Raw genomic sequence first — 17,796 nt, 5'->3', positions numbered from 1 at the left:
AGTGCTTCATCTGTAGTGGTTACAAGGAGATTTCCATGGCACGCAACCCGGGACGCCGAGCCGCCCTGGTCGACGCGGGCGTCGAGGTGCTCGCACGTGAGGGGGCGCGTGGACTGACGTTCCGCGCCGTGGACGCCGCGGCCGGGGTGCCCGTGGGCACCGCGTCGAACTACTTCACCGGGCGCGACGACCTGCTCCGCCAGATCGACGCCCGGCTGCACCAGCGCCTCGCGCCCGACCCCGAGGTACTCGCCGGGCTGATGCGGGCACCGAAGGACCGCGCCCTGGTCACGGCCCTGATGCACGACCTGATGGCCCGGGTCATCGGCGACCGCACCGGCTATCTGGCCCTGCTGGAGATGCGCCTGGAAGCCACCCGGCACCCCGAACTGCGTGCCTCCTACACAGAGTCGGTGCGCGCGGACCTGGAGCAGGGCATGGAGTTCCACCGGTCGGCGGGGCTGCCCGGCGGGGACGAGACCGTCGCCGTGCTCTACCTCGCCATGCTCGGCCTGATCCTGGAGCACCTGACGCTGCCGGGCGTCCTGGACGGCGTACTGCCCGGGGTCGGGGTGCCGGAGGGGCTGGTGGAACGGATCGTGGCGACAGTGGTGCCGGAGAGGTAGCGGTCGCCCCGAAACGGCAGGTCAGCCGCGGGGCTCCCGCCACATCGGCCACATCTGCGGGCCGCTCGGCAGATCGAGGGGGCGGCCGGTGAGCTCGAAGCCGAGGCGCTCGTACAGCACACGGCTGCGGGCATTGCTCGCCTCCAGATAGGCGGGCAGCCCCTCGCGGTCGCAGCGATCGAGGACATGCTGGACGAGCGTGCTGCCGAGCCCCTCGCCCTGGCGCTCCGGAGTCACGCCGATCATCCACAGGTACTCGTGGGCGCGTCCGGCGGGATGGATCTCCGCGGTCAGGCGGGCGATCAGCTCGACGCGCTCGTTTTCGGGATCGACGGCCGCGCGCAACTGGGCGGCCCCGTCGTCGGCCGCGTCCTCTGCGGCGTCGTGCTCTGTGGCGGGCACGGACAGCCACAACGCGCACGCGCTGCCGTCCTCCGTGACATCGATCCGGCCCTCGGCGAGCACGATCCCGGTGAAGGCGGCCATCAGCCTGTGGTGGGTCGTACGGCGGTACTCGTCCCCGGGAAAGACCCAGCCGCTGACCGGATCGTCCTGGAAGGCCTCGTCCAGCAGCCGCACGACCAGCTCCCGGTCGCCCTCGTCCGCCGCCCGGATCGCCACACCCATGTGCCGCCCTCTCACCTCAACCGACCTCGACCGTATGGCTGTTGAGCCTATACGGGACTGCCCGGCCAGTTCCGCAACCATCAAGTGAGGAACCACGACGGCGAGCAACCACGTCCGCGAGAGCGGCGCCGGCTCAGGCGCAAAAGGGCGAGCCCCGCACACCGTGGGGATGTGCGGGACCCGCCGGGCCGGAGCCTCGGCGGCTGTGCGGGGTCAGGAGCCGCACGGCCGCCCCGGTGGGCTCCGGGGTCTGTGGGGTGCGGTCAGCCGGTGCGCCGCGTCACGAACTCCGCCAGCGCGAGCAGACCGCCTGCCGCCTCCGGGTCGGGAACCGCGCGGGCCAGCTCCTGCATGGCGCGGGCCATCCGGTCGGCGGCCTGGACCTGAGCCCAGTCGCGCCCGCCGGCCTGCTCGACGGCGAGCGCCGTCTGCGCGAGTTCCTCCTCGTCCCCCTTCCCGTACGGCACTTCGTACAACTCGGCCAGTTCCGCGGCCGCCGGGGTGCCCGAGGTGAGCGCGGCGACCACCGGCAGGGATTTCTTGCGGGCCATCAGGTCCGCGCCGACCGGTTTTCCGGTGCGGCACGGGTCGCCCCATATGCCGATGACGTCGTCGATGAGCTGGAAGGCGAGCCCGGCCTGGCGGCCGAACGCGTCCAGCGCCTCGACGTCCTCGTCGCAGGCCCCCGCATACAGCGCGCCCAGGGCGCAGGCGCAGCCGAGCAGCGCGCCCGTCTTGGCCTCGGCCATGGTCAGCGCCTCGTCGAGGGTGATCTCTCCGGGGCTCCGTAGCTCCATCTCCGTGTCCGCGTGCTGGCCCGCGCACAGTTCGACGACGCAGGCCGCGAGCCGGGCCGCGGCCGGACCGGACGCCGGGTGCGGGTCCTCGGCGAGCAGCCCGAGGGCCAGCGCCTGCAGGGCGTCCCCGGCGAGGATCGCGTCGGCGTCGCCGAACACGGTCCACGCGGTGGGCCGGTGCCGGCGGGTGGTGTCCCGGTCCATCACGTCGTCGTGCAGCAGCGTGAAGTTGTGCACCAGCTCCACTGCCGCGGCCGCCCGCCCGGCCGCCTCGCGCGCACTCGGGCCGCCGAGCGCGGCGGCCGCGGTGAGGACGAGCGCGGGGCGGATCGCCTTGCCCGCGTTGCCCGCCGCCGGGGTGCCGTCCGCGTGCTCCCAGCCGAAGTGGTAGAGCGCGATGCGGCGCATGGAGCCGGGCAACGAGTCGATGGCGGCGCGCAGTTCGGGGTCGACGCGGAACCGGGTGCGCTCCAGGATCGCGGCCGCCTCGTACCCGTCGAGCGGCTGCGCCCCCGTGGTGCGCTGCTTCGCCTCCGTCATGAACTCGGCCATGGGATCTCCCTCGGTCAGTCCGCGGACGGTGGCGCTTCCGCTGCGGCTGGGCGCATACGACCGGGGTGTACCCGCCCCGGAGGGCGGGGACACGGCTCCCAGGTGCAGAAACGTCACCGCCACCGGCCGATCTCGACGTTCTCCAGCACGCCGAGCGCGTCCGGCACCAGGACCGCGGCCGAGTAGTAGGCCGTCACCAGGTACTTGATGATCGCCTGTTCATTGATGCCCATGAAGCGCACGGACAGGCTCGGCTCGATCTCGTCCGGGATCCCGGCCTGCTGCAGCCCGATGACGCCCTGTTCGGCCTCGCCGGTACGCATCGCGATGATCGAGCTCGTACGGGCCTCGGAGACCGGGATCTTGTTGCACGGGTAGATCGGCACACCGCGCCAGGTCGGGATGCGGTTGCCGGCCACCTCGATCGTCTCCGGGACGAGGCCGCGCTTGTTGAGCTCGCGGCCGATCGCGGAGATCGCGCGCGGGTGGGCGAGCAGCAGCTTGGTGCCGCGCCGCCGGCTGAGCAGTTCGTCCAGGTCGTCGGGGCTGGGCACGCCGTCGTGGGGCTGGAGCCGCTGGTCGTACTCGCAGTTGTGCAGCAGTCCGAACTCACGGTTGTTGACCAGCTCGTGCTCCTGGCGCTCCTTCAACGCCTCGACGGTCAGCCTGAGCTGCTGCTCGGTCTGGTTCATGGGCTGGTTGTAGAGGTCGGCCACGCGGGAGTGGATGCGCAGCACGGTCTGGGCGATGCTCAGTTCGTACTCGCGGGGCCTGGCCTCGTAGTCCACGAAGGTGTGCGGGATGTCCGGCTCGCCGCTGTGGCCGGCGGCGAGATCGACGGCCTTCTCGCCGTACTTGTTGGTGTGCTGTTCGGGGATCGAGCGCACGTGCTGGAGGTGCTCGCGCAGGGAGTCGGAGCGCTCCGCGACCCGTTCGACGTCCTGCCGGGAAAGGGTCAGTACCGTGCACGCGGTGGCCGCGCGGACCGTGCACTCCCAGATGGCGTCCGGGCTGAGCAGTGCCGCGTCGCCGAAGTAGGCGCCGTCGGCGAGCACGCCGAGGACCGCGTCGTCCCCGTAGGGGCCCGTGCCGACCTTCTCCACCCTGCCGTGCGCCAGCAGATGGACCTCGTCGGTCGCGCCGCCGAAGGAGGCGATCACCGAGCCCGGCGCGAACTCCTGCTGCCGGCAGCGCTGGGCGAGCTCCGCGAGCACCTCCTCGTCCTCGTACGACCGCAGCGCGGGAAGTTCGCCCAGCTCCGCGGGGATGACCTCGACCCGGTCGCCGGTCTTCACGAACGTGATGCGGCCGTCCCCCACCGCATAGGTCAGTCGCCGGTTGACCCGGTACGTACCACCCTGGACGTTCACCCACGGCAGTGTGCGCAGCAGCCAGCGTGAGCTGATCTCCTGCATCTGGGGTGCCGACTTGGTCGTCGTGGCCAGGTTCCGCGCGGCGGCAGTGCCGAGGCTCTGCTGCGGCTTGCCCTGCTCCGAACGGACCTCTTCGCCTACCGACATATGAGAATTGCCCTCCCGCTCCAACAGCCCACGCCGATGTGCGCGACTGCATCGATCTCCGCGGTCAAGCCTTCCATCACGCAACGTGTCTGTGCTATTACCCGAAAGAGCGGGAATGGATCACCGTCGGCCGGGGCACGAATGGGGATCCTGTCCAGCGGCCGGGCACGTACGAATGGCCGGATCCACCCTCTCGCCACGAACACGATGTGTGACGGCATCATCACTTTCGGTACAAGCCCCTTCACAGACGGTCGCGTCGGGTGGCCGTCGGCACGGTACGAAGGAGGCGGTCATGGCCTCACCCATGTCCGCGGGCAGTTTCCTCGACGGCCTCAGGGCGGAGGGCCTCACCGTCGTCGAGGTGGGCGACTGGGAGCATCACAACCGCAACCACAAGGGACCGTGGGGTCCGGTGTACGGCGTGATGATCCACCACACCGTCACCAGCGGCAGCGAACACACCGTCGAGATCTGCCGGGACGGCTACGCCGGCCTGCCCGGCCCTCTCTGCCACGGCGTGATCACCAAGGACGGCACGGTCCACCTGGTGGGCTACGGCCGCGCCAACCACGCCGGCCTCGGTGACGACGACGTACTGCGTGCGGTGATCGCCGAGAAGGCGCTCCCGCCGGACAACGAGGCCAACACCGACGGCAACCGTCACTTCTACGGCTTCGAGTGCGAGAACCTCGGCGACGGCGAGGACCCCTGGCCCGAGGCCCAGCTGGACGCCATCGAGAAGGCCGCGGCGGCGGTGTGCCGGCACCACGGCTGGACGGAACGGTCGGTGATCGGCCACTTGGAGTGGCAGCCGGGGAAGGTGGATCCGAGGGGGTTCACGATGGCCTGGCTGCGGGAGCGGATCCGCGAGCGGCTGAAGTGACAGCGCCGCAGCCTGCGCGCAGTCGTGCCTCCCCCCAGTGCCTCAAGGGCCTGGGAGGTGCCCCAGGGGCGGCACCCGTCCCGCAGAGAAGCGGCACCCCGCAAGCGTGGGCGAGCGGCACCCACCCCTGGTCACGACTCCGGTCACAATGGAGCCGTGATCAGCCTCGACACCCTGCACCCCCAGCTGCCCTCGCCCCTGCAGGAGATCGAGGACGACCGCTTCTCCCGCCGGGGCCTGCGCCTCCTCCTCAAGCGAGACGACCTCATCCACCCGGAGCTCATCGGCAACAAGTGGCGCAAGCTGGCGCCCAATCTCGCCGCCGCGGCCGGCCGTACCGTCCTCACCTTCGGCGGCGCGTACTCCAACCATCTGCGCGCGACGGCCGCCGCGGGCCGGCTCCTCGGGCTGCCGACCGTCGGGGTGGTCCGCGGCCAGGAGCTGGCCGACCGGCCCCTCAACCCCTCCCTGGCCCGGTGCGCGGCCGACGGGATGCGGCTGCACTTCGTCGACAGGTCGACGTACCGCTGCAAGACCGAAGAGGACGTCCTCGCGCGCGTGCTGCGCACGGTCGGCGCGGAGGACGCGTATGTCGTCCCGGAGGGCGGCAGCAACGCCGAAGCCGTGCGCGGGTGCCGGGGCCTGGGTGAGGAGCTGCGCGGGCGGGCCGAGGTCGTCGGCCTCGCCTGCGGTACGGGCGGAACGCTGGCCGGGCTGGCGGCGGGGTTGGCCCCCGACCAGCGCGCCCTGGGCGTTCCAGTCCTCAAGGGCGGCTTCCTGAACGACGACATAAGGGCGCTCCAGGAGCGGGCCTTCGGCGCCCGGTGCGGGGAATGGGCCCTGGACGACCGCTTCCACTTCGGCGGCTACGCGCGCGTGCCCGCGGAACTCGACGCCTTCGCCGAGGACTTCGAGGAGCGTCACGGGGTGCCGGTCGAGCGTCTGTATGTCGCCAAGTTGCTGTACGGACTTGTCGCCCTGGCCGCCGAGGGCGCGTTCGCGCGTGGGACGACCGTCGCGGCCGTCGTCACCGGGCGGCCCTTCGCTCAGGAGCCTTCCACCGTCTCCCGGTAGGCCGCCGCCTCCTCCAGGTCGAGCCTGCGCAGCAGCGTGCGCAGCATCTCGTCGTCGATGTAGCGGCCGTCCCGCAGCCTCACGAACATCGCGCGCTCGGCGCCGATCATCTCCCGGGACAGCCGGCGGTAGGTGTCGTCGACGGATTCACCGGTGACCGGGTTGGTCTGGCCGAGGCGTTCCCAGACGGCGTTGCGGCGGCGCTCCAGGACCTGCCGGAGGCGGTCGGCGAGGGGTGGCGGCAGCGCGTTGCGCTCGTCGGTGAGCAGTTCGTCCAGGCGCTGCTCGGCGACCCGGGAGGCCTGCGCCTGGGCGTTGGCCTCGGCGAGGGTCTCGGCCTGCGTGTCCCGGCCGGGGAACTGCAGCAGGCGGATCACCGGGGCCAGGGTGAGGCCCTGCACGACCAGGGTCCCGATGACCGTCGTGAAGGTCAGGAAGAGGATGAGGTTGCGCTGCGGGAAGGGGCCGCCGCCGTGCACGGTGAGCGGGATCGAGAAGGCGATGGCGAGGGAGACGACACCGCGCATCGCGGCCCAGGAGGTGACGATCGGCCCTCTCCAGGTGGGATTGTCCTCGCGTTCCCTGATCCGAGCCGACAGCATGCGGGGCACGAACGTCCCCGGATACACCCATACGAACCGGGCGACGACGACCACCAGGAAGACGGCGACGGCGTACCAGGCGGCGTCCACGCCCTCGTACTCGCCGAGGCCCTTGAGGACCACGGGCAACTGCAGGCCGATGAGTGCGAACACCGCCGACTCCAGGACGAACGCGACCACCTTCCACACCGCCTCCTCCTGGAGGCGGGTGGCGAAGTCGACCTCCCACGCGCGGTGTCCGAGATAGAGGGCGACGACCACGACCGCGAGGACACCGGAGGCGTGCACCTGCTCGGCGACGGCGTAGGCGACGAACGGGATCAGCAGGGACATGGTGTTCTGCAGCAGCGCCTCCTTGACGTGCGTGCGCAGCCAGTGGATCGGCAGCATCAGCACCAGCCCGACCGCCACGCCGCCGACCGCGGCCAGCAGGAACTCGCCGATCCCGCCGATCCAGGAGGCGCCCTCACCGACGGCGGCCGCGACGGCCACCCGGTACGCGGTGATCGCGGTCGCGTCGTTCAGCAGGGACTCGCCCTGCAGGATCGTGGTGATCCGGGAGGGCAGCCCCACCCGGCGGGCGACGGCCGCGGCGGCGACCGCGTCCGTCGGCGCGACCACCGCGCCCAGCACCAGCGCCGCGGGCAGGGGCAGCCCGGGCACGACGAGATAGGCGACCCAGCCCACAACAAAGGTCGCGAAGAGCACATAGCCCACCGACAGCAGCGCCACCGGCCGTATCGTCGCCCGCAGATCGAGGTACGAGCTCTCGACGGCCTCCTTGTGCAGCAGCGGGGGCAGCACCAGCGGGAGCACGATGTCCGGGTCGAGGGTGTAGTCCGGGACCCCGGGGACGTACGAGACGGCGAGCCCCACCGCCACGAGCAGCAGCGGGGCCGGCACCGGGGTGCGCCGGGCCACCGCGGCGATCGCGGCGCTCCCCGCCACCAGCAACAGCAGTGGCATCACGTCCATCGTCCTCGCCCGCCCTCGTTTTTCCGCGCGGCCATCCGCACGCCCGTCGTAATCTGGCAATCATGAAACAGTGCACGCACGCCGACGCGCTGCCGGATCCGGAACCCGGTCCGGTGACCGAGACATGCCCGGAGTGTCTGGCAGCGGGCACCCACCCGGTACAGCTGCGGCTGTGCCTCACCTGCGGCCACGTCGGCTGCTGCGACTCCTCGCCCGGCCGGCACGCGACGGAGCACCACAAGGACTCCGGCCACCCGGTCATGCGCACATTCGAGCCCGGCGAGAACTGGCGTTGGTGCTTCGTGGACCACGTTCTCGTGTGACCCTGGACAGCCGGGGGACGACCCAGGATCCGGACGGTTCGACCGTCTGACGTCTGGGTACGTCAACCCGGCGCGCGTTGTTCCCAATTGGAGCCGCAGACCCCTAGACACGGAGCGTGTCCACAGTTTTACTGTGAGTGACGGCAAGGGGTTGGGGTCCCGGGGACGGGAAACTTGAGAGCGCGATAGCGTCACCGCTGAACACACATCGCGTTATCCCGGGGGGCGACCCTCGGCCCCGAGAAGCTTGTACCACCTTGGAGGTGAGGGTGTCCCAGATCGCAGGCGAGCCCGCGACCCAGGACTTCGTGGAAGTCCGGCTGCCGGCTGCGGGTGCCTACCTGTCGGTGCTGCGTACGGCGACTGCCGGCCTCGCGGCCCGTTTGGACTTCACCCTCGACGAGATCGAGGACCTTCGCATCGCGGTGGACGAGGCCTGCGCGATCCTGCTCCAGCAGGCCGTGCCCGGCTCGGTGCTGAGCTGCGTCTTCCGGCTCGTCGACGACTCGCTCGAAGTCACCGTCTCGGCCCCGACCACGGACGGCCACGCCCCCTCGCGGGACACCTTCGCCTGGACCGTCCTGTCCGCACTCGCGGGCAAGGTCTCCTCCGCCGTGGACGAGGACAAAACCGTTTCGATCAGCCTCTACAAACAGCGCGGCGCGGGACCCGGGCCGGCGTGAGGACAGGGGACGGGCCGGTGCGTGACGAAGAGCGCGGCACACGAGAGCTGCCGGCCGAGGGCGCAGACGGGTCCCGACGCGTCGGGGACTCCGTGGGCGGCGCCGACGGCATCGACGGCATCCCCGAGCAGGCCCGGCCGCATCCGGAGGACGACGCCGACAGCGCAGCGGCGGCCGGCTTCCCGGACGACGGGCGGCGAGATCGGGAAGGTGCCGTGCAGAGCACGCCTCTGGACGGACGGAACGGGGTCACCCCGGTCCGAGCAGAGGCGAGGGCTCGGAGAAGGGCGACGGGCGGGACGATGAGCGAGCACGAGCGAAACGCCGAGGGCGACGGGCAGGGCGCGCCAAGCGTGCAGCAGGCCACGCAGCACGACGCACAGGACCGCAGCGGGGCGCGCGCGATGTTCATCGAGCTGCGCAGCCTGAAGGACGGCAGCCCGGAGTACGCGGAGCTGCGCAACAAGCTGGTCCGTATGCACCTGCCGCTCGTCGAGCATCTCGCGCGCCGCTTCCGCAACCGCGGCGAGCCGCTGGACGACCTCACGCAGGTCGCCACCATCGGCCTGATCAAGTCCGTCGACCGCTTCGACCCGGAGCGCGGCGTCGAGTTCTCGACGTACGCGACCCCGACGGTCGTCGGCGAGATCAAGCGCCACTTCCGTGACAAGGGCTGGGCGGTGCGCGTGCCCCGGCGCCTGCAGGAACTGCGCCTCGCGCTCACCACGGCGACCGCGGAGCTCTCGCAGCAGCACGGCCGCTCCCCCACGGTCCATGAGCTCGCCGAGAAGCTGGCGATCTCCGAGGAGGAGGTCCTGGAGGGCCTGGAGTCCGCCAACGCGTACTCCACCCTGTCCCTGGACGTCCCCGACACCGACGACGAGTCGCCGGCGGTGGCCGACACCCTGGGCGCCGAGGACGAGGCGCTGGAGGGCGTCGAGTACCGCGAGTCGCTCAAGCCGCTCCTGGAGGACCTCCCGCCCAGGGAGAAGCGGATCCTGCTGCTGCGTTTCTTCGGCAACATGACCCAGTCGCAGATCGCGCAGGAGGTCGGCATCTCCCAGATGCACGTGTCCCGCCTGCTGGCCCGCACACTGGCCCAGCTGCGGGAGAAGCTGCTGGTGGAGGAGTAGGACCCCGTCGCCCCACGGCGACCGCGGCGTACGACTACTGCTTGCCGTCCTGCGCACGGCCCGGACCCTTGATCCCGAGGGCCTGGGTCGTCGCCGGATTGACCAGCAGGACCAGCGCGACGACGGCCACGACGGCGAGCGCGATGCCCGCCGGGATCGCCATGCTGTCTGCTTGGAGCAGGTTGTAGGCCACCGGCAGCGCCATGATCTGCGTGATCACCGCCGGGCCCCGGCTCCAGCTCTTCTGCTTGAGCAGCCCGCGCGCGGCCAGCAGCGGCAGCAGGGCGAGGACGACCAGAGTGACACCGCCGGTGACGGCGGACCGGCGGTCGTCCGGAGCACCCGTGAGCCCCTCCACGAGCATCCAGACGCCTCCGACGGCCAGCGCGAGCCCCTCCAGCGCGGCGAGCCCGGCGGCATACGTCAGGCGGCGCGGGCGGGGGCCGGCCTTCTCCTCGGTGGCGGGGGTCTGCTCACTGGTCACCCCTGAAGGGTAGCCCTGGTGATGTGCGCCTTCGTGGCGAGCCCGGGGGACGCGGACCGCCGTGGCGAGGTTGAGACACAACCCCGTGGTGAGCCTCACGCCCCCACCTCTTACCTGATCCCTACCTCGGCCTGTGCCCGGTACTTCCCAGTAGGTACGCTGCAACCCATGCGTGCACTTCTCGTGGCCAATCCGGCAGCAACCACCACAAGCGCACGTACGCGCGATGTCCTGATCCACGCCCTGGCGAGCGAGATGAAGCTCGAGGCGGTCACCACCGAGTACCGGGGCCACGCGCGCGACCTCGGCCGGCAGGCGGCGGAGAGCGACGACATCGACCTGGTCGTGGCCCTCGGCGGCGACGGCACGGTCAACGAGGTGGTCAACGGCCTGCTGCACGCGGGCCCCGCCCCGGAGGGCGTCCCCCGTCTCGCGGTGGTCCCCGGCGGCTCCACGAATGTCTTCGCCCGCGCCCTGGGCCTGCCCAACGACGCCGTCGAGGCGACCGGCGCACTGCTGGACGCGCTGCGCGAGGGCAGCGAACGTACGGTCGGCATGGGCCTCGCCGAAGGCACGCCGGGCACCGAGGACGAGGCGGTGCCCTCCCGCTGGTTCACCTTCTGCGCGGGGCTCGGCTTCGACGCGGGCGTGGTGGGGCGGGTGGAGCAGCAGCGCGAGCAGGGCCGGAAATCCACCCACGCCCTGTATCTGCGCCAGGTCGCACGCCAGTTCCTGCAGGAACCCAACCGGCGGCACGGGTCGATCACTCTGGAGCGGCCCGGTGAGGAGCCGGTGAGCGATCTGGTGATGTCGATAATCTGTAACACGTCACCGTGGACTTATCTGGGCAATCGTCCGGTGTACGCGGCACCTAAGGCCTCGTTCGATACCGGCCTCGACCTGCTGAGTCTCAGCCGTATGTCCACGGTCTCGGCTGCCCGGTATGCCACGCAGTTGCTCACTTCGTCCCCCGAGCGCGGCCCCCACGGCAAGCACGTGGTGTCCCTGCACGACCTGGACCGGTTCACCTTGCATTCGAAGGCGCCCCTACCCCTCCAGATGGACGGCGACCACCTGGGGCTGCGTACGAGCGTGACGTTCACAGGCGTACGCCGTGCACTGCGTGTGATTGTGTGAGCAGAAAGGGCTGAAGTCCTTTCACTCGAACGTTTAGGCCAGGATCCACCCCATGGAAGTACGGCTGTGACCTAGTCGACACCGAGGAATCAAAAAAAACTTTCCGGAAGGGGTTGTATCCGCCGCTGAGGTTTGCGAGTCTCTACGTGGCGATCGGGACGGCCCGCAACACCGGCCTCCACAGATCACCGGAACCCCTCTTCACATCACAGGACCTCGCCAGGGAACCTGGCGCTCGGCCCTTCACTTGTTGAGGGATTCGTGAAAGCGTTCACATTCACAAGCAACCTGCATGTAATACCAAGGAGAGGTAGCAGCCATGGACTGGCGTCACAACGCCGTTTGCCGCGAGGAAGACCCCGAGCTCTTCTTCCCCATCGGCAACACCGGTCCTGCGCTGCTGCAGATCGAGGAAGCCAAGGCCGTCTGCCGCCGCTGCCCCGTCATGGAGCAGTGCCTGCAGTGGGCGCTCGAGTCCGGCCAGGACTCCGGCGTCTGGGGTGGTCTCAGCGAGGACGAGCGTCGCGCCATGAAGCGCCGTGCCGCCCGCAACCGGGCCCGTCAGGCCTCCGCCTGACAACCCGCCCCGCAACAGCCTGAGCTTGGCGGCGCGTACAGCGAGTACGCATCTCCCGCCCCCGAGCCGCAGCGCGCAGTACCCCCGATGCGCAGCACAAGCTGGCAACGAGCATTTCAGCCCCGGACCTGGGAACGGTCCGGGGCTTCTTGCTGTGAACGATGTCCGGCCGTACGGGTCTGCCGCTCGTACGGGTCTGTCGGCCGTACGACCCGACCCTGCTTGTGTACGGCGCTACTTGTTCGCCCGCACCGGCACGTCCAGGATCACCCGGGTTCCCCGCTCCGGCGCCGGGACCATGTCGAACGTGCCGCCCAACTCCCCCTCCACCAGGGTCCGTACGATCTGCAGCCCCAGGTTGCCGTCGGTGTGCGGGTCGAAGCCCTCGGGCAGTCCGACGCCGTCGTCCTGGACGGTGACCAGCAGACGGGCCTCCTTCGTCGTGCCGCCGCGGACCGCGGAGACCTCGACCGTGCCGGTGTCGCCCTCGCGGAAGCCGTGTTCGAGAGCGTTCTGCAGGATTTCCGTCAGGACCATGGACAGCGGGGTGGCCACCTCGGCGTCCAGGATGCCGAAGCGGCCGCTGCGCCGGCCTGCGACCTTGCCCGGCGAGATCTCGGCGACCATGGCCAGCACCCGGTCGGCGATCTCGTCGAACTCCACGCGCTCGTCCAGGTTCTGGGAGAGCGTCTCGTGCACGATGGCGATCGATCCGACCCGGCGGACCGCCTCTTCGAGGGCCTCCCGGCCGCGGTCGGACTCGATGCGCCGGGCCTGCAGGCGCAGCAGGGCCGCGACCGTCTGGAGGTTGTTCTTCACCCGGTGGTGGATCTCCCGGATGGTCGCGTCCTTGGTGATCAACTCGCGCTCGCGGCGGCGCAGTTCGGTGACGTCACGGAGCAGGACCAGCGAACCGATGCGGGTGCCCTTGGGCTTGAGCGGGATCGCGCGGAACTGGATGACCCCGTCCCTGGCCTCGATCTCGAACTCGCGGGGCGCCCAGCCGCTGGCCACCTTGGACAGCGCCTCGTCCACCGGCCCGCGGGTCGGGGCGAGTTCGGCGGTGGTCTTGCCGAGGTGCTGGCCGACGAGGTCGGAGGCGAGGCCCATGCGGTGGTACGCCGACAGTGCGTTCGGGGAGGCGTACTGGACGATGCCGTCCGCGTCGAGGCGGATCAGGCCGTCGCCGACGCGTGGCGCGGCGTCCATGTCCATCTGCTGGTTCGCGAACGGGAAGGAGCCGGCCGCGATCATCTGCGCCAGGTCCGATGCGCTCTGCAGATACGTCAGCTCGAGGCGGCTCGGGGTGCGGACGGTCAGGAGGTTGGTGTTGCGCGCGATGACGCCGAGGACGCGCCCGTCCCGTCGTACGGGGATCGACTCGACCCGGACGGGGACCTCCTCGCGCCACTCGGGGTCGCCCTCGCGCACGATCCGGCCCTCGTCCAGGGCCGCGTCCAGCATGGGGCGGCGGCCGCGCGGGACGAGGTGGCCGACCATGTCGTCCTGGTAGGAGGTGGGGCCGGTGTTGGGGCGCATCTGGGCGACGGAGACATAGCGCGTGCCGTCGCGGGTGGGGACCCACAGGACGAGGTCGGCGAAGGAGAGGTCGGACAGCAGCTGCCACTCCGAGACCAGCAGATGGAGCCACTCGAGGTCGGAGTCGTCGAGGGCGGTGTGCTGGCGGACCAGTTCGTTCATGGAGGGCACGTGTGTGAGCGTACCTGGGGGTATGTGCTGGTCGTAAATACGACCGGAGGCCCGCACCGGCCCTGGAAACACCCGCGGGCCGCGGCGCCTGGGAGGGACCCTCAACCCTCCCGGCACCGCAGCCCGGAGCAATATCGGCCGCGGGGTGTGCGGTCCCGGATGGCCGAAGGATGAGGAGCCGGGGCAGTCAGGGCAGAGAGCTCCGGATCCTCCGTCCGTCTTCCTGTGCGGGGAAGACGGAAGTCTCATCAGTTCAATTGTGGACTAGACCACTATCCGTGTCCATGCGTTGGAGCCTGTTCGTTGTTGTTATTTCTCGGACGGTCTCCAACGGGTCGGACGCCCTGGCATCCACCACGCAGCCTAACCCGTGTGGGTTCATGTGCGGGGCCAGATGGCCATGGCAATTTCCGCGAGCGCCTCCAACTCCTCACGACTCGCGCCGTCACGCGCCTGCTGGGACATGCCCTGGATGATCGCGCCTGTGTGGCGGGCGAGCGCGGCGGCATCGGTGCCGGGCGGCAACTCCCCCGATGCGATGTCGGCCTGCATGCGCCTCTCGAAGGCGGCGATGTTGGCGTTGCGCCGCTCACGCAGGGACGCCTCGACCTCGGGGCTCGTGCAGTTCGTGGCCGCGTGGATGACCAGGCAGCCGTGCGGTCGGCCGGGTGCCGTGTACTCGGCGGCGGCCTCCCGCAGCATCCGCTGCACGGCGGCACGGGCGGTGGGCTCCTCGGCGAGCGCCCGGTCGGCGAAGGAGCCGTAGCGGGCCCCGTAGACGGTCACGACCTCGTCGAACAGCGCGCGCTTGTCACCGAAGGCCGCGTACAGGCTCGGCGCGCCGATGCCCATGACACGGGTCAGGTCGGAGACGGAGGTCGCCTCGTATCCGTGCTCCCAGAAGGCCATGACCGCCTTCTCCAGCGCGGTCTCGCGGTCGAAGGAACGAGGGCGGCCGCGGGGCTTGGGTGCGGCCTGCGCGTTCGCCTTCGTGTCCTGGCTGCCCACCATGGAGTGAATTGTATAGGGGGCGCTAGAGAAATGTCGGCAGGCTGCTGTACGGTCTTTTTGTAGCGACCGCTAGAGATTGCACGAAGGGGGCGCCGGCATGGGCGTGCTTGCAGGCAGGACGGCACTCGTCACAGGGGCGAGCAGGGGGATCGGGCGCGGGATCGCCGAGCGGCTGGGGCGCGAGGGAGCACGGGTCGCGGTCCACTACGGGAGGAACGGGGCGGCGGCGAAGGAGACGGTGGCCGCGATCGAGGATGCCGGCGGCTCGGCGTTCGCGATCGGGGTGGAGCTGGGGCGGCCGGGGGACGTGGATGCCCTGTGGGAGGAGTTCGACCGGCATGCGGACGGGTTGGACATCCTGGTGAACAACGCCGGGATCGGGAAGTCGCGGTCGATCGAGGAGATAGCCGAGGAGGAGTACGACAAGCTCTTCGCGGTGAATGTGAAGGCGCCGTTCTTCCTCGTCAAACAGGGCGCGACGCGGCTGCGGGACGGAGGCCGCGTCGTCAACATCTCCTCGGGGCTGGCCAGGAGCGCCGCGATGCCGGACAACATGGCGTACTCGATGACCAAGGGCGCGCTGGACGTTCTCTCCCGCGATCTGTCCAAGGTGCTGGGCCCCCGGGGCATCACCGTGAACTCGGTGGCGCCCGGGCTCATCGACACGGACAACACGTACGAAGTCCTGCACGGCAGCCCGGGCGCGTGGGAGTGGGGGGCGGGGCTCTCCGCACTGGGTCGGGTGGGCGAGGCGGCCGACGTGGCCGACGTGGTGGCGTTCCTGGCGTCGGACGCCGGCCGGTGGGTGACGGGGAGCTGGGTGGATGCGACGGGGGGTTCGCTGACGTAAGGGTTCCTACGGGGCCATGGCGGCCGTCCGCGGGCGGGCTCAGTGTGTCTCCGTCACCTTCGCCAGCGCGCGCGGTGCGTCCGGGTCCTGGCCGCGGGCGATGGTGATCTCGTGGGCCAGGAGCTGCAGCGGGATGATCTCCAGGATCGGCTGGACCTCCTCGGCCACGCCCTCGGTGGGCAGGACGAAGCCGGCGGAGGCCTGCTCGACCTGGTCCCTGGGCCCGACGACGAACAGGTCGGCACCGCGGCCGCGCAGCCGGTCGAGTACGGGCTGGAGGGCCTCGCCGCCCTTGCCGTCGGTGACCACCGCGATGACCGGGGAGACGTTGTCGACCATGGCGAGGGGGCCGTGCAGGAGGTCGGCGCCGGAGTAGGAGAGGGCGGGGATGTAGCTGGTCTCCATGAGCTTGAGCGCGGCCTCCTTGGCCGTGGGATAGCCGTAGCCGCGGGAGGTGATCACCATGCGTTCGGCGAAGCGGTAGCGGGCGGCGAGGGCGCGGACCTCGTCCTGCCGGGCCAGCAACTGCTCGGCGAGGTCCGGCAGCACCTTCGCGGAAGCGCCGTCGCCGCCGCGCAGGCCTTCGACGAAGAGGTAGAGGGCGAGGAGGGAGGCCGTATAGGTCTTGGTCGCGGGGAGGGCCTTCTCCGGACCGGCCATGATGTCGACGTGGTACTCGGAGACACCGGCCAGCGGTGAGCCTGGGTTGTTGGTCACGGCGAGGGTGATCGCGCCGGCCTCGCGGGCGGCGCGGGTGGAGGCCACCAGGTCCGGGGAGCCGCCGGACTGGCTGACGGTGACGACGAGGACGTCGGTGAGGTCCGGGCGGGCGCCGTACGCGGTGGTGGTGGACATCGAGGTGAGGCCGCAGGGCAGGCCGAGGCGGATCTCCAGGAGGTACTTGGCGTAGAGGGCGGCGTTGTCGGAGGTGCCGCGGGCGGTCAGCAGGACGAAACGGGGGTTGCGGGCGGCGATGTCCTGGGCCACCTGCCGGATGCCGGGGGCGCCCTCCTCGAGGATGCGGCGCAGCACGGCGGGCTGCTCGGCCATCTCACGGGCCATGATCCGGCCCGGGACGTCGGTCCGGGGTTCCGGTGTCGCGGCGGTCATGGTGGGCTCCTTGCGGGTCGGTTGCGGAGTGCTGCGCAGGGCGGCGCCGCACCCATTCCACTCCCCCATGGCGAATGGCGTCTGTCCTCCGCATGGAAAGACGATGACCCCACTCCACCTGGGCCACAAGGGGCAGCTCTGTTAGATTGGTCTAAACCACATAGCCCGTTCCGGGTGCCGGTTGAGCCCCCCTCTACGGACCGTTTCTTCAGATCGGCAGGCCAGCGTGGAAGTTGTCATAGTTCCGGACGCCAAGTCGGGCGGCGAGCTCATCGCCGAGGCCATGGCCCAGCTCTTGAGGCGCAAGCCCGGGGCGCTGCTCGGCGTGGCCACCGGCTCGACCCCGCTGCCCGTCTACGAGGCGCTCGCGGCCAAGGTGCGCTCCGGCGCCGTGGACGCCTCGCGGGCGCGGATCGCGCAGCTCGACGAGTATGTGGGGCTGCCTGCCGAGCATCCGGAGTCGTACCGTTCGGTGCTCGCGCGCGAGGTGCTGGAGCCGCTCGGGATCGGGATGGACGCGTTCATGGGGCCCGACGGGACGGCCGAGGACGTGCAGTTGGCATGCGCCGCGTACGACAGGGCGTTGACCGAGGCCGGCGGGGTGGACCTGCAGTTGCTCGGGATCGGGACCGACGGGCACATCGGGTTCAACGAGCCGTGCTCCTCGTTGGCCTCGCGGACCCGGATCAAGACGCTGACCGAGCAGACCCGGGTGGACAATGCGCGGTTCTTCGGCGGGGACATCGAGCAGGTGCCGCATCACGTGATCACTCAGGGGATCGGGACGATTCTGGAGGCGCGGCATCTGGTGCTGCTGGCGACCGGTGAGGGGAAGGCCGACGCGGTCGCCGCCACGGTGGAGGGGCCGGTGGCTGCGGTGTGTCCTGCGTCGGCCTTGCAGCTGCATCCGCATGCGACGGTTGTTGTCGATGAAGGGGCGGCTTCCAAGCTGAAGTTTGCGGACTACTTCCGGTACACGTATGTCAACAAGCCCGCTTGGCAGGGGATTTAGGGCGGTCTCGTCTGCGGGGAACCGTGGTCTTCGGGCTGCGGGTCGTGGTGGGTTGCTCGCGCCCACGCGGCGGAGCCGCAGATCGATACAGCCCGCGCCCCTGAAAA

Annotated in this window: 18 protein-coding genes; 10 read left to right on the top strand and 8 right to left on the bottom strand. The window is 70.5% G+C overall.

What is annotated here, in order from left to right:
- Positions 1-35 precede the first annotated feature (35 nt).
- Positions 36-626 (top strand): TetR/AcrR family transcriptional regulator, encoded by a 591-nt coding sequence (locus ACFY1U_RS09440; protein WP_390693501.1) that lies wholly within the window; start codon positions 36-38, stop codon positions 624-626.
- 21 nt (positions 627-647) lie between these two features.
- Here ACFY1U_RS09440 and ACFY1U_RS09435 read toward each other — a convergent pair whose 3' ends face one another.
- From ACFY1U_RS09435 to ACFY1U_RS09425, 3 genes are all read right to left on the bottom strand, one after another.
- Entirely contained in the window at positions 648-1,253 is a 606-nt protein-coding gene (locus ACFY1U_RS09435) for a GNAT family N-acetyltransferase (RefSeq protein WP_390693500.1), read from the bottom strand.
- 263 nt (positions 1,254-1,516) lie between these two features.
- Positions 1,517-2,602, bottom strand: a complete 1,086-nt coding sequence (locus ACFY1U_RS09430) for a family 2 encapsulin nanocompartment cargo protein polyprenyl transferase (protein WP_390693499.1) — start codon at positions 2,600-2,602, stop codon at positions 1,517-1,519.
- A gap of 113 nt (positions 2,603-2,715) precedes the next feature.
- The gene (locus ACFY1U_RS09425) at positions 2,716-4,122 is read right to left on the bottom strand and encodes a family 2B encapsulin nanocompartment shell protein (protein ID WP_390693498.1); all 1,407 of its coding nucleotides are present in this window, start codon (positions 4,120-4,122) and stop codon (positions 2,716-2,718) included.
- A 295-nt stretch (positions 4,123-4,417) separates the two neighbouring features.
- On the opposite strand from ACFY1U_RS09425, the gene ACFY1U_RS09420 reads away from it, so the two are divergent.
- Both ACFY1U_RS09420 and ACFY1U_RS09415 read left to right on the top strand, forming a co-directional pair.
- On the top strand, positions 4,418-5,008 hold the full coding sequence (locus ACFY1U_RS09420) for an N-acetylmuramoyl-L-alanine amidase (RefSeq protein ID WP_390693497.1): 591 nt from the start codon (positions 4,418-4,420) through the stop codon (positions 5,006-5,008).
- A gap of 156 nt (positions 5,009-5,164) precedes the next feature.
- Positions 5,165-6,082, top strand: a complete 918-nt coding sequence (locus tag ACFY1U_RS09415; protein WP_390693496.1) for a 1-aminocyclopropane-1-carboxylate deaminase/D-cysteine desulfhydrase — start codon at positions 5,165-5,167, stop codon at positions 6,080-6,082.
- Here ACFY1U_RS09415 and ACFY1U_RS09410 read toward each other — a convergent pair.
- The gene (locus ACFY1U_RS09410) at positions 6,055-7,659 is read right to left on the bottom strand and encodes a Na+/H+ antiporter (protein ID WP_390693495.1); all 1,605 of its coding nucleotides are present in this window, start codon (positions 7,657-7,659) and stop codon (positions 6,055-6,057) included. The genes ACFY1U_RS09415 and ACFY1U_RS09410 overlap by 28 nt on opposite strands.
- 62 nt (positions 7,660-7,721) lie before the next feature.
- Between ACFY1U_RS09410 and ACFY1U_RS09405 the strand changes: the two genes are divergently transcribed.
- From ACFY1U_RS09405 to ACFY1U_RS09395, 3 genes are all read left to right on the top strand, one after another.
- Positions 7,722-7,982 carry a UBP-type zinc finger domain-containing protein gene (locus tag ACFY1U_RS09405; protein WP_390693494.1) on the top strand — a complete coding sequence of 87 codons (261 nt, stop codon included), beginning with the start codon at positions 7,722-7,724 and terminating at the stop codon, positions 7,980-7,982.
- A 269-nt stretch (positions 7,983-8,251) separates the two neighbouring features.
- On the top strand, positions 8,252-8,665 hold the full coding sequence (locus ACFY1U_RS09400) for an anti-sigma regulatory factor (RefSeq protein ID WP_004925829.1): 414 nt from the start codon (positions 8,252-8,254) through the stop codon (positions 8,663-8,665).
- Between the two features lie 17 nt (positions 8,666-8,682).
- Positions 8,683-9,798, top strand: coding sequence for an RNA polymerase sigma factor SigF (locus ACFY1U_RS09395; protein ID WP_390693493.1), 1,116 nt, complete (start codon positions 8,683-8,685; stop codon positions 9,796-9,798).
- A 34-nt stretch (positions 9,799-9,832) separates the two neighbouring features.
- Here ACFY1U_RS09395 and ACFY1U_RS09390 read toward each other — a convergent pair whose 3' ends face one another.
- On the bottom strand, positions 9,833-10,282 hold the full coding sequence (locus tag ACFY1U_RS09390) for a hypothetical protein (RefSeq protein ID WP_390693492.1): 450 nt from the start codon (positions 10,280-10,282) through the stop codon (positions 9,833-9,835).
- A gap of 168 nt (positions 10,283-10,450) precedes the next feature.
- Here ACFY1U_RS09390 and ACFY1U_RS09385 point away from each other — a divergent pair, with 168 nt between their 5' ends.
- Both ACFY1U_RS09385 and ACFY1U_RS09380 read left to right on the top strand, forming a co-directional pair.
- Positions 10,451-11,419: a diacylglycerol/lipid kinase family protein gene (locus ACFY1U_RS09385; protein WP_390693491.1), complete on the top strand. Its 969-nt coding sequence runs from the start codon at positions 10,451-10,453 to the stop codon at positions 11,417-11,419.
- Positions 11,420-11,738: 319 nt separating this feature from the next.
- Positions 11,739-11,996 (top strand): WhiB family transcriptional regulator, encoded by a 258-nt coding sequence (locus ACFY1U_RS09380; protein ID WP_016639615.1) that lies wholly within the window; start codon positions 11,739-11,741, stop codon positions 11,994-11,996.
- A 234-nt stretch (positions 11,997-12,230) separates the two neighbouring features.
- On the opposite strand, the gene ACFY1U_RS09375 is transcribed toward ACFY1U_RS09380, so the two are convergent.
- Both ACFY1U_RS09375 and ACFY1U_RS09370 read right to left on the bottom strand, forming a co-directional pair.
- Positions 12,231-13,697, bottom strand: coding sequence for a sensor histidine kinase (locus ACFY1U_RS09375; protein WP_390693688.1), 1,467 nt, complete (start codon positions 13,695-13,697; stop codon positions 12,231-12,233).
- A gap of 387 nt (positions 13,698-14,084) precedes the next feature.
- Positions 14,085-14,717: a TetR/AcrR family transcriptional regulator gene (locus ACFY1U_RS09370; protein WP_390693490.1), complete on the bottom strand. Its 633-nt coding sequence runs from the start codon at positions 14,715-14,717 to the stop codon at positions 14,085-14,087.
- 97 nt (positions 14,718-14,814) lie between these two features.
- Here ACFY1U_RS09370 and ACFY1U_RS09365 point away from each other — a divergent pair, with 97 nt between their 5' ends.
- A complete protein-coding gene (locus ACFY1U_RS09365; RefSeq protein ID WP_390693489.1) occupies positions 14,815-15,567 on the top strand; it encodes an SDR family oxidoreductase in 753 nt (250 codons plus the stop codon).
- A 39-nt stretch (positions 15,568-15,606) separates the two neighbouring features.
- On the opposite strand, the gene ACFY1U_RS09360 is transcribed toward ACFY1U_RS09365, so the two are convergent.
- On the bottom strand, positions 15,607-16,677 hold the full coding sequence (locus ACFY1U_RS09360; protein WP_390693488.1) for an SIS domain-containing protein: 1,071 nt from the start codon (positions 16,675-16,677) through the stop codon (positions 15,607-15,609).
- A gap of 226 nt (positions 16,678-16,903) precedes the next feature.
- On the opposite strand from ACFY1U_RS09360, the gene nagB reads away from it, so the two are divergent.
- Positions 16,904-17,689 carry a glucosamine-6-phosphate deaminase gene (gene nagB / locus ACFY1U_RS09355; protein WP_390693487.1) on the top strand — a complete coding sequence of 262 codons (786 nt, stop codon included), beginning with the start codon at positions 16,904-16,906 and terminating at the stop codon, positions 17,687-17,689.
- Positions 17,690-17,796: the final 107 nt, after the last annotated feature.

It is taken from the genome of Streptomyces sp. NPDC001351 (assembly GCF_042896045.1).
Classification (GTDB): domain Bacteria; phylum Actinomycetota; class Actinomycetes; order Streptomycetales; family Streptomycetaceae; genus Streptomyces.
The sequence above is the reverse complement of the archived record's forward strand: the minus strand, read 5'-3'. Positions and strand labels throughout refer to the sequence as shown.

Bases quoted from the DNA above. Each gene is read 5' to 3' on its own strand.
- ACFY1U_RS09385 (WP_390693491.1), top strand. From the start codon at position 10,451: ATGCGTGCACTTCTCGTGGCCAATCCGGCAGCAACCACCACAAGCGCA.
- ACFY1U_RS09365 (WP_390693489.1), top strand. From the start codon at position 14,815: ATGGGCGTGCTTGCAGGCAGGACGGCACTCGTCACAGGGGCGAGCAGG.
- ACFY1U_RS09440 (WP_390693501.1), top strand. From the start codon at position 36: ATGGCACGCAACCCGGGACGCCGAGCCGCCCTGGTCGACGCGGGCGTC.
- ACFY1U_RS09435 (WP_390693500.1), bottom strand. From the start codon at position 1,253: ATGGGTGTGGCGATCCGGGCGGCGGACGAGGGCGACCGGGAGCTGGTC.
- ACFY1U_RS09370 (WP_390693490.1), bottom strand. From the start codon at position 14,717: ATGGTGGGCAGCCAGGACACGAAGGCGAACGCGCAGGCCGCACCCAAG.
- ACFY1U_RS09405 (WP_390693494.1), top strand. From the start codon at position 7,722: ATGAAACAGTGCACGCACGCCGACGCGCTGCCGGATCCGGAACCCGGT.
- ACFY1U_RS09360 (WP_390693488.1), bottom strand. From the start codon at position 16,677: ATGACCGCCGCGACACCGGAACCCCGGACCGACGTCCCGGGCCGGATC.
- ACFY1U_RS09420 (WP_390693497.1), top strand. From the start codon at position 4,418: ATGGCCTCACCCATGTCCGCGGGCAGTTTCCTCGACGGCCTCAGGGCG.
- ACFY1U_RS09410 (WP_390693495.1), bottom strand. From the start codon at position 7,659: ATGGACGTGATGCCACTGCTGTTGCTGGTGGCGGGGAGCGCCGCGATC.
- ACFY1U_RS09425 (WP_390693498.1), bottom strand. From the start codon at position 4,122: ATGTCGGTAGGCGAAGAGGTCCGTTCGGAGCAGGGCAAGCCGCAGCAG.
- ACFY1U_RS09375 (WP_390693688.1), bottom strand. From the start codon at position 13,697: ATGAACGAACTGGTCCGCCAGCACACCGCCCTCGACGACTCCGACCTC.
- ACFY1U_RS09430 (WP_390693499.1), bottom strand. From the start codon at position 2,602: ATGGCCGAGTTCATGACGGAGGCGAAGCAGCGCACCACGGGGGCGCAG.
- ACFY1U_RS09380 (WP_016639615.1), top strand. From the start codon at position 11,739: ATGGACTGGCGTCACAACGCCGTTTGCCGCGAGGAAGACCCCGAGCTC.